General features: G+C 34.6%; 16 protein-coding genes. 13 read left to right on the top strand and 3 right to left on the bottom strand.

Annotated features, from left to right (window positions below; all coding sequences use genetic code 11):
- Positions 1–91: 91 nt before the first annotated feature.
- Together rnhA and purN are read right to left on the bottom strand one after the other, a co-directional pair.
- Positions 92–568, bottom strand: a complete 477-nt coding sequence (gene rnhA / locus ACQKCJ_RS24105) for a ribonuclease HI (RefSeq protein WP_427403096.1) — start codon at positions 566–568, stop codon at positions 92–94.
- A gap of 124 nt (positions 569–692) precedes the next feature.
- Positions 693–1,256 (bottom strand): phosphoribosylglycinamide formyltransferase, encoded by a 564-nt coding sequence (purN, locus tag ACQKCJ_RS24100; protein ID WP_271337738.1) that lies wholly within the window; start codon positions 1,254–1,256, stop codon positions 693–695.
- 175 nt (positions 1,257–1,431) lie between these two features.
- On the opposite strand from purN, the gene ACQKCJ_RS24095 reads away from it, so the two are divergent.
- The 13 genes from ACQKCJ_RS24095 to ACQKCJ_RS24035 all read left to right on the top strand — a co-directional run bounded on the left by ACQKCJ_RS24095 (position 1,432) and on the right by ACQKCJ_RS24035 (position 13,144).
- On the top strand, positions 1,432–1,668 hold the full coding sequence (locus ACQKCJ_RS24095; protein ID WP_007137004.1) for an acyl carrier protein: 237 nt from the start codon (positions 1,432–1,434) through the stop codon (positions 1,666–1,668).
- A 244-nt stretch (positions 1,669–1,912) separates the two neighbouring features.
- Positions 1,913–3,166, top strand: coding sequence for a beta-ketoacyl-ACP synthase II (gene fabF / locus ACQKCJ_RS24090; protein WP_271337728.1), 1,254 nt, complete (start codon positions 1,913–1,915; stop codon positions 3,164–3,166).
- 9 nt (positions 3,167–3,175) lie between these two features.
- Entirely contained in the window at positions 3,176–3,916 is a 741-nt protein-coding gene (gene rnc / locus ACQKCJ_RS24085) for a ribonuclease III (protein WP_271337727.1), read from the top strand.
- A gap of 125 nt (positions 3,917–4,041) precedes the next feature.
- Positions 4,042–4,530 (top strand): IPExxxVDY family protein, encoded by a 489-nt coding sequence (locus tag ACQKCJ_RS24080; protein ID WP_271337726.1) that lies wholly within the window; start codon positions 4,042–4,044, stop codon positions 4,528–4,530.
- Between the two features lie 5 nt (positions 4,531–4,535).
- Entirely contained in the window at positions 4,536–5,966 is a 1,431-nt protein-coding gene (pyk, locus tag ACQKCJ_RS24075; RefSeq protein WP_271337725.1) for a pyruvate kinase, read from the top strand.
- Between the two features lie 292 nt (positions 5,967–6,258).
- Positions 6,259–7,038, top strand: coding sequence for a DUF2490 domain-containing protein (locus tag ACQKCJ_RS24070; protein ID WP_427403095.1), 780 nt, complete (start codon positions 6,259–6,261; stop codon positions 7,036–7,038).
- A 12-nt stretch (positions 7,039–7,050) separates the two neighbouring features.
- Positions 7,051–8,448 (top strand): DUF2252 domain-containing protein, encoded by a 1,398-nt coding sequence (locus ACQKCJ_RS24065; protein ID WP_427403094.1) that lies wholly within the window; start codon positions 7,051–7,053, stop codon positions 8,446–8,448.
- A 30-nt stretch (positions 8,449–8,478) separates the two neighbouring features.
- Entirely contained in the window at positions 8,479–9,219 is a 741-nt protein-coding gene (locus ACQKCJ_RS24060) for a DUF2092 domain-containing protein (RefSeq protein ID WP_271337722.1), read from the top strand.
- Between the two features lie 20 nt (positions 9,220–9,239).
- Positions 9,240–9,971 carry a DUF6515 family protein gene (locus ACQKCJ_RS24055; RefSeq protein ID WP_271337721.1) on the top strand — a complete coding sequence of 244 codons (732 nt, stop codon included), beginning with the start codon at positions 9,240–9,242 and terminating at the stop codon, positions 9,969–9,971.
- Positions 9,972–10,215: 244 nt separating this feature from the next.
- The gene (locus ACQKCJ_RS24050; RefSeq protein ID WP_271337720.1) at positions 10,216–10,797 is read left to right on the top strand and encodes a DUF4136 domain-containing protein; all 582 of its coding nucleotides are present in this window, start codon (positions 10,216–10,218) and stop codon (positions 10,795–10,797) included.
- A gap of 134 nt (positions 10,798–10,931) precedes the next feature.
- Entirely contained in the window at positions 10,932–11,156 is a 225-nt protein-coding gene (locus ACQKCJ_RS24045) for a hypothetical protein (RefSeq protein WP_271337719.1), read from the top strand.
- A 421-nt stretch (positions 11,157–11,577) separates the two neighbouring features.
- Positions 11,578–12,132 (top strand): helix-turn-helix domain-containing protein, encoded by a 555-nt coding sequence (locus tag ACQKCJ_RS24040; RefSeq protein WP_271337718.1) that lies wholly within the window; start codon positions 11,578–11,580, stop codon positions 12,130–12,132.
- A gap of 40 nt (positions 12,133–12,172) precedes the next feature.
- Positions 12,173–13,144 carry a SphA family protein gene (locus ACQKCJ_RS24035; protein WP_271337717.1) on the top strand — a complete coding sequence of 324 codons (972 nt, stop codon included), beginning with the start codon at positions 12,173–12,175 and terminating at the stop codon, positions 13,142–13,144.
- Between the two features lie 25 nt (positions 13,145–13,169).
- Here the strand turns inward: ACQKCJ_RS24035 and ACQKCJ_RS24030 are convergent.
- Positions 13,170–13,360: hypothetical protein (locus tag ACQKCJ_RS24030; protein WP_427403093.1), on the bottom strand; the 191-nt coding region annotated here is incomplete at its 5' end.

Genomic DNA, 13,360 nt, shown 5'->3' with positions numbered 1-13,360 from the left:
ATCGTAAATTAAGAACCGCCTTGGTACGGATCCGTATGCCGGGTGGTGTGGAAGGTCGCCTAGGGAATTAATCCCTAGGCTCCTATCCGATTTATGATTTTGAACCTATAGTTTCGTAATAAACATCAATCGAAAGGTTTTTCTGCATAGCTGCCATAACGGCCAATTCGTCGCAACGTTCGTTTTGTGGGTGATGATTATGACCTTTGATCCATTTAAAATCGACTTGATGTTTGCGATAGATAATTAAGAAGCGTTTCCATAAATCGGGATTTTTTTTGCCGGCATAGTTTTTTTTCTCCCAGCCAAAAACCCATTTTTTTACAACGGAATCAATTACATATTTAGAATCAGAGACAACCAAAACCTTCATGTTTGGGTTTTTTAGCTTTTCAAGTCCAACAATTACAGCCAAAAGTTCCATTCTGTTATTTGTAGTCAGGCGGAAACCTTCGTAAAATTCTTTTTTATGCGGAGTTCCAACTAATTCCATCACTACACCATAGCCCCCATTTCCGGGATTACCTTTTGCAGCGCCATCTGTATATATATGTACTTCGTGATTCATTTTAGACTTCTTGGATTTTTAGATTATTAGACTTTTTAAATTTTTGGATGTTAGACTTTTTTGAATTCGTTAAAGGTTATGTTTAATAATCTCACGATCTAAGAAGCCTGACAATCTAAGTGATCTATTCTTCCAATAATCTCGAAATGATTTCCGGAAAATATTTTTGTTCCAGTTCATGAATCTTTTCGGCTACTGTTTCCGGAGTATCTTCATCTGTCAAGGCTACATTTTTCTGAAAAATAATTCCGCCTTCATCATAATGTTCATTAACGTAATGAATTGAAATCCCGGTTTCTTTCTCTTTATTGTTTACTATAGCCCTGTGTATGTGCATTCCGTACATTCCTTTTCCGCCATAATTAGGTAGAAGTGCCGGATGTATGTTGATTATTTTATTTGGATATTTTTCGATTATATGATCAGGGAATTTCAATAAAAAACCTGCAAGAACTATCAGATCCGGATCGATTTCTTGTATCTTCTGTAAGAGGTTTCGCTCCAATAATTCGCTTTTTGAGAAAATTTCAGTCGGAATTTGATGATTTTTTGCTCTTTCGATAACTTTTGCCGCAGCATTATTGGTAAAGACCGAAACGACTTTTGCGATTTTGGTTTTTGCAAAATATTTTATGATATTTTCAGCATTAGTTCCTGATCCTGAGGCAAAAACAATAATTTTTTTCATAATTGAATGTAATTTGAGAATGCAAAAAACGGAATAATAATCGAAAATAAATAGTATTAAAAAGTCTTTCTTGAAATTAATTTTATAAATTAGTGTTACATTTATAAACTAAATCGTGGTTTTAAAATAAAGTTTTTTATTTTTGCCAACAAATTAAATTCTAAAATTAAAGATTATGTCAGACATTGCATCAAGAGTAAAAGCGATTATCGTAGACAAATTAGGTGTTGACGAAAACGAAGTTGTAACAGAAGCAAGCTTCACTAATGATTTAGGAGCTGACTCATTAGACACTGTTGAGCTTATTATGGAATTCGAAAAAGAATTTGATATTCAAATTCCAGACGATCAAGCAGAAAACATTGCTACTGTTGGTCAAGCTATTTCTTATATCGAAGAAGCTAAAAAATAATAATACTGCACCCGAATTTTCTTAAAATTCCAACTTTGAATACCCAAATTCCAAAATTGGGATTTGTTTTTTAGAAAATTGGAATTTTAAGAAAATCGGGTGTTATTATTTTTTTAAAATTAAATTTCGATTGGTTTTTCAATCAAAAAGATATATTTATATTGTAATGCCCATGGCTCTTAAGTAAACAATACAGTTAAGAAAGCGTGGGTTTTATTTGTTTAAAGTACAAAATACATATTTTATGACGTTAAAGCGAGTTGTTGTAACAGGATTAGGTGCTCTTACTCCTATCGGGAATAATATCCAGGATTATTGGGAGGCACTTGTGAATGGGGTAAGCGGAGCCGCTCCTATCACGTATTATGATACAGAGAAGCATAAAACGAAATTTGCCTGTGAAGTAAAAAACTTCAATATTGAAGATTACATGGATCGCAAGGAATCTCGAAGATTAGATAAATTTGCTCAATATGCCGTTGCTGCAAGCGATGAAGCTATTAAAGATGCCGGACTTACTAATGATAATATAGACAAAACAAGAGTTGGTGTTATTTGGGGAGCTGGTATTGGGGGTTTAGAAACTTTTCAGGAAGAAGTAATGTATTATGCTAAAGGAGACGGAACGCCAAAATTCAATCCGTTTTTTATTCCTAAAATGATTGCCGATATTGCGCCAGCACACATTTCGATGCGTAATGGTTATATGGGACCCAATTATACTACTGTTTCTGCATGTGCATCTTCTGCAAATGCATTGATCGATGCTTTCAACTACATTCGTTTAGGAATGTGTGATGTTATTGTATCAGGTGGTTCAGAGGCTGCAATTACTATTGCAGGTATGGGAGGTTTTAATTCTATGCACGCTTTATCAACGAGAAACGACAGTCCGGAAACGGCTTCAAGACCTTTTGACGCTACCAGAGATGGTTTCGTTTTAGGAGAAGGAGCAGGAGCTTTGGTTCTTGAAGAATACGAACATGCTAAAGCCAGAGGCGCAAAAATTTATTGCGAAGTTGGCGGAGGCGGAATGTCATCTGATGCTTATCACTTGACTGCACCACATCCGGAAGGAATTGGAGTTATTGCAGTAATGAAAAATACATTAAGAGATGCTGGAATGAAACCGGAAGATATTGATCATATCAATACTCACGGGACTTCTACTCCGTTAGGAGATGTTGCCGAATTGAAAGCAATTAGCGCTGTTTTTGGTGATCATGCAAAAAATATCAATATCAACTCTACGAAATCAATGACAGGACATTTACTTGGTGCTGCCGGAGCTATTGAAGCAATTGCTTCGATTCTGGCAATGCAACATGGTATTATTCCTCCAACTATCAATCATACTGTAGTTGATGAAAAGATTGATCCGTCATTGAATCTTACCTTAAACAAACCTCAAAAAAGAGAAGTAAATGTTGCTATGAGTAACACTTTTGGTTTTGGTGGACACAATGCATGTGTATTGTTTAAAAAATTAGTTGACTAATTTCTGTATATGAATATTATCAAAAAAATATTTTCTAAATCCCGTTCTCTAGAAGACGGGATTTTTTTTGACACTATTCAGAAAATACTTGGTTTTGAGCCTGCTAAGATCGATTTTTATAAGAAAGCTTTTACGCACAGATCTTCAAATAAATTAGACGAATCAGGACATCCAATAAATTATGAACGACTTGAATTTTTAGGAGATGCTATGTTAAGTGCTGTAATTGCAGCGCACTTATTTAACAAAGCACCAAATGGCGACGAAGGTTATTTGACTAAAATGAGGTCAAAAATTGTGAGTCGTGAGCACTTGAATGAATTAGGCAAAGATTTAAACTTAGTTCGGTTTGTAGAAAGCAAGGTGCCTATTCAGCATTTTGGAGAAAATATTCATGGCAATATCTTCGAATCTCTGGTAGGTGCAATCTATCTGGATAAAGGATATGCGTTTTGCGAAAAGTTTATTCAAAAAAGAGTTGTTGCTCCTTATGTTGATATTGCACGACTTGAGGGAAAAGTAATTAGTTATAAAAGTTTGGTTATTGAATGGTGTCAGAAAGAGAAAAGAGTTTTTCATTATGATATTTTTGAAGATAACGGTATTGACGGCCAACGCTTATTTGGCGTTAAATTAAGTATAGACGATAAAGTAATCGCAAGAGCGCGAGCAACTTCAAAAAAGAAGGCAGAAGAGAAAGCTTCACAAAGAGCATATTTTGCATTTCAGGAAAAAATAGACAAGAAATAGCTACAAGTTTGCTGTAATTATACTTATGCTATAACGTTTTCGTTTATAAATTAATAAAAACAACCCCATCTTAACTATTTAAGCTCCGTTAGAAATAGTATATTTACACCTTGATTTTTCATGACATGGCTATTCATAGATTGGATTTAGACGAATTTGACGAAATTGATTATTATTTAATGGCGATCCACACTTCATTAGAAGATTATAGATTGGCCTATTTTATCAATAAAAACCTTCCGATAAACTTAAGTAAGAGCAAAAACGAGATCCATGCTCAAACTAAGGAAGGCGAGGCGAATTTTTCCCGATTCTATTATTATGATGCCGAAAAAGCAGTTTCATGGAATTTGATTCAGAATAAGAATGAGATCATTTCAGTGAGTAAAAATGATTCTCAAGATTTGTTTTCCAATGAGACAAGTGAGGTTTCAACAACAATTCATTTACTTCCTGAATTCAAAAAGGTAGATTTTTTCCTGAAAATAGAGAATAGCGAAGAGGCTCTCGATTTTTCAGAAATTCAACAACAGTTAAATACAATAGAAAGTATTGCGGCTATTTATGCTGTGGATACTGATAAAATAAAATCAAAAAACAATCTAATTTTTTAAAAAAAATGTTAACAAACAAAAAAACCAAAATTGTCGCTACACTTGGTCCTGCATGTGGTACGAGAGAGATCATCAAAGATATGATCGATGCAGGGGTTAATGTGTTTAGAGTTAATTTTTCGCATGCTGATTACGAAGGAGTAAAAGAGAAAATTAATATTATCAGAGGCCTAAACGAAGAGTTTGGTTACACAACTGCAATCCTTGGAGATTTACAGGGACCAAAACTTAGAGTTGGTGTAATGGAGGAAGGAACAGTTGTTAATGATGGTGATTTAATCACTTTTACAACAGCGGAAGATATTATAGGAACAGCTCAAAAAGTGTTCATGAAATATCAGAATTTTCCAAATGATGTAAATGCTGGTGAGCGTATTTTGCTTGACGATGGAAAACTTATTTTTGAAATTGTTTCGACAGATAAAAAAACAGAAGTTGTTGCTAGAGTTATTCAGGGTGGAGAATTAAAATCTAAAAAAGGAGTTAATCTTCCAAACACTAAAATTTCTTTGCCGGCTTTGACTGAAAAAGATATTGCAGATGCTATTTTTGCTATAGAGCAAAAAGTAGACTGGATCGCACTTTCGTTTGTAAAAACACCTCGCGATTTACAAGATTTGCAAGAATTGATCGCTAAACATTCAGAATATAAAATTCCGATTGTTGCTAAAATTGAAATGCCGGAAGCTCTAGAGAACATGGATAAAATTGTAGCATATTGCGACGCTTTAATGGTGGCACGTGGAGATTTAGGAGTTGAACTTCCTGCACACGAAGTACCATTAGTTCAAAAAGATTTGATTCGCAGAGCGAAAATTGCAAGAATTCCTGTTATCGTTGCTACTCAAATGATGGAAACAATGATTACAAGTTTAACTCCAACAAGAGCTGAAGTAAATGACGTTGCAAACTCTGTAATGGATGGAGCTGATGCTGTAATGTTGTCTGGAGAAACTGCCACAGGAAATTATCCTGTACAAGTTATTCAAAGAATGACTCAAATTTGTGAAGCTGTAGAGGATTCCCCACTAATTCAGGTTCCACAAAATACACCACAGATTAAAACAAAACGATTTGTTACTAAAACAGTTTGTCATCAGGCAGCTTTATTAGCAAATGAAATCAAAGCAAAAGCAATTTGTACTTTGACAAATAGTGGTTATACTGCTTTTCAGGTTTCAGCCTGGAGACCGTCAGCACATATTTTAGTGTTTACTTCAAACAGAAGAATCTTAACACAATTGAATTTATTATGGGGAGTTAAGTCATATTTCTATGATAAAGACGAAAGTACAGATGATACTGTTACAGATGTAAATAAAATTGCTGTTGAAAAAGGTTATGCTGTAAAAGGTGATTATTTGATCAACCTTGCAGCTATGCCAATTAAAGATAAAGGAATGGTAAACACCATGAGAGTTTCTGAAATAGAATAATCATTTAGATTTAAAATATTTAAAAGCCATTCGATACGTCGAATGGCTTTTTTTTGGTTTGGACTTTCTCTTTTTAATAAAACATCTAAGGCTTTTGATAAATTTCAAAGGTCTTTTTTATGATTATTGAGAATGATAAATAATATATTCAAGGCTAATTTTGTATAATTTTCATTTTTGAAACAGAAAATTCTTAAAAAAGCACAGATACATGCGATTCTACGGACCTACAGTAGCTTATTTTGATAAAAGCTGGAAAATGGATGATATTAAAGAAGTGAAATAAAAATTTATGAATTGCATACACATTTCTAAAAATCTGTTTGTTTTAATTGTTCTGACACTTTTTTGCAGCGTAAAAACAAATGCCCAAAAAATGGAGCAGAATGTTGCGGCCTGGGTAGGTTATGAAATGTATCTTCCTTTTAAAGAAGACGGACGATGGGGTTTGTTGCTTGAGGGATATTCAAAAGGAAATCAATTTGTGTCTGAACTTCAGGGTTCTTTTTACAGAGTGGGTGCGAACTATTATCTGAAAAACGGAAACCGGTTAGGAGCAGGAGTCGCTTACCAGTGGGATTTGCCATACGACGAGGTTTCATTGCTCTATAACAATCCGGATTACAGGATATACGAGCAATTTATATGGCGTATTGTCAGGAAAGAAGGAAATGAAGTATGGTCGCAACGTTTTAGGATGGAGCAATGCCGGTTAGGACGAAAGGACGATCCTAATAGTACAAGTGATCATTTTGATTATTACAAATTCGAAAATACGTTTCGATATCAGGTTCGTTATCAACTGTGGTTTAAACAGAGATGGGCGGCAGTAATTTATGATGAAGTTCATATAAGAACCAATGCCGCCAGCGGAAATGAAAATTATCTGGATCAAAACAGGTTGTATTTAGGAACCGCATATAGTCTTGATAAACGCAGGGAAATTAGAATGGAATTAGGATATATGAATCAGATCTTTTTTAAATCTCTCGATACTGAAAGTGGGCTTAGCAGAATGAATCATACGATTAGAATTACGCTGACAACTGATTTGCCTTTTAAACGAAAATAAAATATAGAAGTTATGACTGATGAATTCACAGAAAACAACGGAAACAGATTTGATCCTGCAGCATCAAAGGCAAAACGTTTTGATAAAGGTGTTGCCGTTAGAAAAGTTACGCCCCGTTCAGCCCATCACGAATGGAACCCAAGCGAAAATAGGGAAGACCCAATAGCAATTCTAATTGAAACAAGTATTGGCAGAATTGAAAGTTTATTACCAATTCGATACCGTCGAATGATGGAATCTCCATTCGCATTTTTTAGAGGATCTGCCGCAATTATGGCAGCTGATTTGGCACAAACACCAAATACAGGAATTGATCTTCAGCTTTTCGGGGATTGTCATTTAATGAATTTTGGAGGATTTGCAACCCCGGAACGTAAACTGGTTTTTGATATTAACGATTTTGATGAAACGTTTCCCGGACCGTGGGAATGGGATTTAAAAAGACTAGCCGCCAGTTTTGTAATTGCCGGACGATGGAAGAAATTCTCAAACAAAACATGCAAAGAATTTGCCTGGAATGTTGCGGATAGTTACAAAAGGCATATGTTGGAATACAGCAAATTATCAGCGCTTCAAATATGGTATGCTGACATTGATCTTGCTGAACTTATTGATAGAGGTGGAGATGAGGATATAAAATCATTTCAGCAAAAGCGAATCAAAAAAGCAGGAGAATATACAGCTCACGAAAAAGAATTTGCAAAAATGACTTATCAGGAAGGTTCCCGAGCCCGAATAAAAGACGATCCACCGTTAATTTATCCAACAGGAGAAGAGGGAAAACGAATTTTAAAGGAAGCTGAAACCATACATAACAGATATTTAGAAACATTATCTGATGAAAAGAAAGTGTTGTTAAGCAGATATTCTTTGCATGATCTGGCCATAAAAGTAGTAGGAGTAGGAAGTGTGGGAACACTTTGTGGTATTAGCTTATTAATGTCGGCTACGGGAGAACCTATTTTTTTACAATTTAAAGAAGCCAGAAAAAGCGTGTTAGAAGCCAATGTAAAAGCTAAAAGTAAATGCACACATCAGGGTGAGCGAATCGTTATGGGACAAAAACTGATGCAATCTGCTTCGGATATGTTTTTAGGATGGACAAATGACGACAACAATAAGTTTTTTTATATGCGTCAGCTTCGTGATGCTAAAGTAAAGCCGGTGCTTGAAATTATGAAATCTAAAAATATGAGTGATTATGCAAAAGCCTGCGGTTGGGCACTCGCAAGAGCACACGCCCGCACAGGAGATCCATCTGTATTATCAGGCTACATTGGGAAAAACAATGAATTTGCGAATGCAATTGCAAAATTTTCTATTTCATATGCCAATCAAAACGATTCAGATTATAACAAAATGTTAGAAGCAATAAAAGAGGGAAGATTGCCAATCTCGGCAGAAGCCTAAACTTTCAATTAATTAATAAAAATAGAATCTATGAGTAAAAAGTTTTTGTTTTTGATGGGCTTTGTGATAATGACAATCACAACAAAAGGCCAAACACAGCGTATCGATTCTACGGCTGTTTTTCTCTTACATCGAGCTGGCGAAACGTTGCAGGACATAAAGTCTTGTAGTTTTACAGCGATTACAACTTATGATGTTCCAAACGAAAGTTTAGGGCTTATCAAACATTCGATAAATGATAAAGTCACAATTAAGTTTCCTGATAAAATGAAAGTTACTTCATCAGGAGATAAAGGAAATCGTGGTTTATGGTACAACGGTAAAAAACTAAATTATTATTCGTTCGATAATAATACGTACGGTTTTACGACAGCTCCCGCATCTGTTATTGAAACTATCGACGAGGTCAGTAAAAAATTCGGGATTGAATTTCCCGGGGCAGATTTTTTCTATCCCACATTTTTACAGGATTTACTGTCAGAACAAGGTGATTTGATTTTCTTAGGAAAAACGATAGTCGATGGGCGTGAGTGCTTTCATATAGCAGGAAGTGATAAAACAAAAAGTTTTCAGTTCTGGATAGAAAGCGATGATTTGTTTCTGCCGGTAAAATTAGTAATCATTTATACGTCTGATAAAGATAAACCGCAATACGAAGCACTGTATAAAGACTGGACTATAAATACTGATTATCCGGACTCTATGTTTGAATTTACGACGCCTCCAAAAGCTACAAAAGTAAAGTTAGCACCTAGAGAAAACACGAAATAATTATATAAAACCTCATAGTTATGAAATCATATCAACCCAAAAGTAAAATCTCAATCATAATTACTGCATTTTTTGCATTACTTCTTATGATTCCGGAAGATTCGAGTGCACAGCGATTTGGTCATTTTGCACCGCCAAGACCTATGCCGCGACCAATGCCAATGCCACGCCCAATGCCACCACCGCGCCCGGGACCAAGGCCAATTCCGCCAAGACCGTTACCGCCGCCGCATCCGTACCCACATCCTTATCCTAGGCCATATCCGGTACCATTTCATCCTTATCCGGTACCTTTTCCTTATGCTTATCATCCTTTTGTACCCTATGTTTGGGGACCAACATGGTATCCTGTAGGATTCTTTTTGACAACATTAACGACGGCAGCTATAGTAATATCAGTAGAAAATACAAATTATAATTATGATGACGGAGTTTACTATGTAAAACAATCTGACGGATATAAAGTTGTACCGGCACCCCTTGGAGCAACAATTTCGGAGTTGCCAAAAGGGTATGCCGTAATCAATGTTTCCGGAACAGATTATTACTATTACGGCGGAACTTATTATTCTAAAGCATCAAGTAAGTACAAAGTAGTAAACGCGCCTGTTGGAGCAGTTGTCACACATATTCCGGAAGGAGCCGAAGAGAAAACCATCGACGGTCAAAAATATCTGATATATAACAATGTGTATTATCAACCTATTTCAAAAGACGGACAAGACAGTTATGTTGTTGTACAAGGAAAATAGAGCTTAAAAATACTCAGAGTAATAAATTCTAATGCGAATAATTGCTCTGAGTAAATAAGTAAGAATTTTACTGACTGCATGATGTCAATTAAATAAAATAATTTATCTTTGAGTGTAAGCTAAGGTATTGTTTAGTAGATGTTTGTAGAAATATAAATAAATATTTAACATGACTTCCAGTATATTCAAGATTTAAGCAAGATTTTAAGAATTTCAAGTTAATCATTAATTTAAATACCATAAGATGAATATTAAAAGAAAGAATCTTCGTATAATCCCAATATTATTTTTGGGTTTAATTTACAGCTGCTCTCCAACTGTAAAAGTTACAAGTGATTATGACCATTCGGCTAATTTTAGCGAATACAAAACTTTTGCGTTTTATGATTTAAAAGCGCAGGAAGGTCAGATCAATCAGTTAAATGTTGATCGTATTACAAAAGCAATCCGTTCTGAGCTGATCAGCAAAGGTTTTATAGAAACAACCAATAATCCTGATTTAAAAGTAAACGCAGTAACAATCTTAAAAAACAAAACATCGGTATCTGCAAATACTGATTTTTATGGTTATGGCGGAATGTACCGTCCTTACGGCTATTGGGGCGGGGGCGGCATGATGGGCAATGCAAACACAACATTTAACTCCTACGATTATGTTGATGGTTCACTGATAATTGACATTGTCTCTTCAAAAACTCAAAAACTGATTTGGCAAGGAATCGGTAATGCTCAAATTGACAGCAAGCCCAGCGATCCTGAAGAGTTTGTTACCAGCTCTATCAAAAAAATTCTGGCAGGTTTTCCTCCCGGATTGGCAAAAAAATAGCTTATAAATAATGGTATTATAATTTAGCTGTACTTATTTCTATAAGTACAGCGTATAGCCATTATAGAACTTTCTTCTTTGAATTTATTCTGAAAGAAAAAGGAATAAACTACAACAAATCAAGCTTAAAACTTATGATCGATATAATACTTTCGCTTTTCTTTTTTATAGCTACAATAGTTGGTTTTGCGACATCCTTTATGGTTCTTTTTTCAAAAAAAAATTACTCAAAAAGTTTTTTTTTAGGACTGTTTTTGTTCAGTCTTGCGGTGGTTAGCGTATATAATTTTTACTTATCAGCAAATGAGTTAAAAGATTTTCCTGATTTATTTATGATGCAAAATCGTTTATATTTTTAGTTGCTCCTTGTGCCTTTTTATATGTAAGAAGTATTTTGTTTTCTAACAAATTGTTTAGAAAATACGATTGGCTGCATTTTTTACCGTTTCTGATCTATTTTAGCTTAACGCTTTTTGTATGGGTTGAAAGTTATATCGATCTTCAGATCGTTCATTATATTGCTGCTAAAGTAAATAACCCATTTTCGATGTTAAGTTTGACAGTCTGGCTCGTATATGCTTTTTGTCAAACGATGATGATTTTGAATTATGATTTAAAAAAATTTAAAGAAAATCATTTTAGCAGAGTAAAAATTCTGAGTTGGATCAGAGTATATAACCTGATGATTTTGTTTTTGTTCTCAGCACTTTTTGTACATTATTTTTAATTACCAAAGTTGAGAGAATCGATTTCTCCAGTTATATTCTAATATCATTAGTTTTGGTTTTTACAGTTGGCTGGCTTTATTTTAAACCGCAGATTTTTTATGATACCAATGATACTATTGAGTTTTCTAAAAAATCATTAATAATAAAAACAAAAGAAAGTAAAGCAACCTTACCGCTTGTCAAAGAATTAACTCCCGAAAAAAAATCACTATACCTTACTAAACTAGAAAGCATCTTTATGTCAAAAGAACTTTTTCTTAAAAAAGATTTAGTAATTCGCGATATAGCTGATGAAACCGGAATATCAGTTCATCACATCTCCAATTTAATTAATTCAGAATTTAATCTTCATTTTCAGGATTATGTCAATATAAAAAGAATAGAATACTTTAAAGAAAAAATCAATGATCCTGAATGGAAAGATCTATCACTTGAAGGAATGGCCTGGGGATCAGGTTTTAAATCCAGAACAACCTGTTTTAGGGCGTTTATAAAACATACCGGAAAATCTCCCTCTGAATATTTTAAAGTAATTAGAATCAATCCGGAGAAAACCAATGCTTATTATTTTAAACAAGCATCAAACGAAACAAAGAATAGTTTGTAAAAGAAGTTGTGGGGTCTCCTTAATTTTTAAAATAGCAACTATGAAAACAAATTTTTATACCCATAAGCAATCCGCAACAACAGTATATCTTATAACCTTTTTGTTGTTTTCTTTTTTTAGTTACGCACAACTCAAAGGCGGTCATATTCTTGGTGCCATGGGATTACAATCAGGAACCCAAACACCAGAAAACACATTGAGTGTTTACGTTCCCGGTTATTTTTATGCAGCATCATCTTTACGAAATGCCAATGGTGATAAATCGATCGCCAACCCGGATCTTAATATGTTTATTACAGGAGTAGGCGCCAGTTATGTAAGTGATTTCAGAATTCTGGGAGCCAATTACGGAGCATCGGTTTTGCTTGCCTTTGCATCTAATAGAATTCAGGGGAATACGGTAGACTCAAAAAGCCCTTTTGCCTTGACGGATACTTATATTGTACCCGTTCAATTAGGCTGGCGCAATAAAAGAGCTGATTTTGTTTTTAGCTATCAGATGTATTTACCAACAGGAAAATTCGATATGGGAGCTTCTGACAATAGCGGTTTAGGAATGTTTATGAATGAGTTTTCAACAGGAACAACCTTATTTTTTAATGACAAAAAAACAGTTCACTTTTCAGCTTTAGCTTCTTACGAAATAAACGGAAAAAAGAAAGGTACAGATATCAAAACCGGAGATCTTTTAAGTATTGAAGGAGGTTTAGGTAAAACATTTTATGTAATGGATGGTACAAATCCGGCTCCAAAATCGATAATCAATGCAGGTTTAATTTATTATCTGCAATACAAAGTAACCAATGATCAAATACCGGTTCCGGTGTTTGGTACAATCGAAACAGACAAAGATCGTGTAGGAGGAATAGGAGCTGAGATCAATTATTATCATATTGGCTGCAGTACATCTGCAGGATTCCGTTGGATTGCAGAGGTCAATGCGATAAACAGATTTCAGGGAAATACCTTTTTCCTAACATTGGCACATGTGTTTACTTTCAAAAAAAAATAGTCTGAATAACTATCTGGATTGTTTTTTAAGTTGAGGTTTTTTTGATGGATTCAATAAATTCTAAATTTAGTTTAAATGAGAAATAAAACAGGTTTTGTGCGTGGAATAAATTGTTTTTATACTTACGGGTCTCTTCGATACGGTACATGTTGTAGGGAACAAAAAAATCAATTTCTTTGTCTTCAAGGAGTTGATAATTTTCCTCACTTCCATAGC

This window comes from Flavobacterium sp. NPDC079362 (genome assembly GCF_050267765.1).
GTDB lineage: Bacteria > Bacteroidota > Bacteroidia > Flavobacteriales > Flavobacteriaceae > Flavobacterium > Flavobacterium azizsancarii.
The sequence above is the reverse complement of the archived record's forward strand: the minus strand, read 5'-3'. Positions and strand labels throughout refer to the sequence as shown.

Coding starts and splice junctions, on each gene's coding strand:
- ACQKCJ_RS24070 (WP_427403095.1), top strand. CDS start 6,259: ATGAATTGCATACACATTTCTAAAAATCTGTTTGTTTTAATTGTTCTG.
- ACQKCJ_RS24060 (WP_271337722.1), top strand. CDS start 8,479: ATGAGTAAAAAGTTTTTGTTTTTGATGGGCTTTGTGATAATGACAATC.
- ACQKCJ_RS24065 (WP_427403094.1), top strand. CDS start 7,051: ATGACTGATGAATTCACAGAAAACAACGGAAACAGATTTGATCCTGCA.
- ACQKCJ_RS24050 (WP_271337720.1), top strand. CDS start 10,216: ATGAATATTAAAAGAAAGAATCTTCGTATAATCCCAATATTATTTTTG.
- ACQKCJ_RS24095 (WP_007137004.1), top strand. CDS start 1,432: ATGTCAGACATTGCATCAAGAGTAAAAGCGATTATCGTAGACAAATTA.
- rnc (WP_271337727.1), top strand. CDS start 3,176: ATGAATATTATCAAAAAAATATTTTCTAAATCCCGTTCTCTAGAAGAC.
- purN (WP_271337738.1), bottom strand. CDS start 1,256: ATGAAAAAAATTATTGTTTTTGCCTCAGGATCAGGAACTAATGCTGAA.
- ACQKCJ_RS24045 (WP_271337719.1), top strand. CDS start 10,932: ATGATCGATATAATACTTTCGCTTTTCTTTTTTATAGCTACAATAGTT.
- fabF (WP_271337728.1), top strand. CDS start 1,913: ATGACGTTAAAGCGAGTTGTTGTAACAGGATTAGGTGCTCTTACTCCT.
- pyk (WP_271337725.1), top strand. CDS start 4,536: ATGTTAACAAACAAAAAAACCAAAATTGTCGCTACACTTGGTCCTGCA.
- rnhA (WP_427403096.1), bottom strand. CDS start 568: ATGAATCACGAAGTACATATATATACAGATGGCGCTGCAAAAGGTAAT.
- ACQKCJ_RS24035 (WP_271337717.1), top strand. CDS start 12,173: ATGAAAACAAATTTTTATACCCATAAGCAATCCGCAACAACAGTATAT.
- ACQKCJ_RS24055 (WP_271337721.1), top strand. CDS start 9,240: ATGAAATCATATCAACCCAAAAGTAAAATCTCAATCATAATTACTGCA.
- ACQKCJ_RS24080 (WP_271337726.1), top strand. CDS start 4,042: ATGGCTATTCATAGATTGGATTTAGACGAATTTGACGAAATTGATTAT.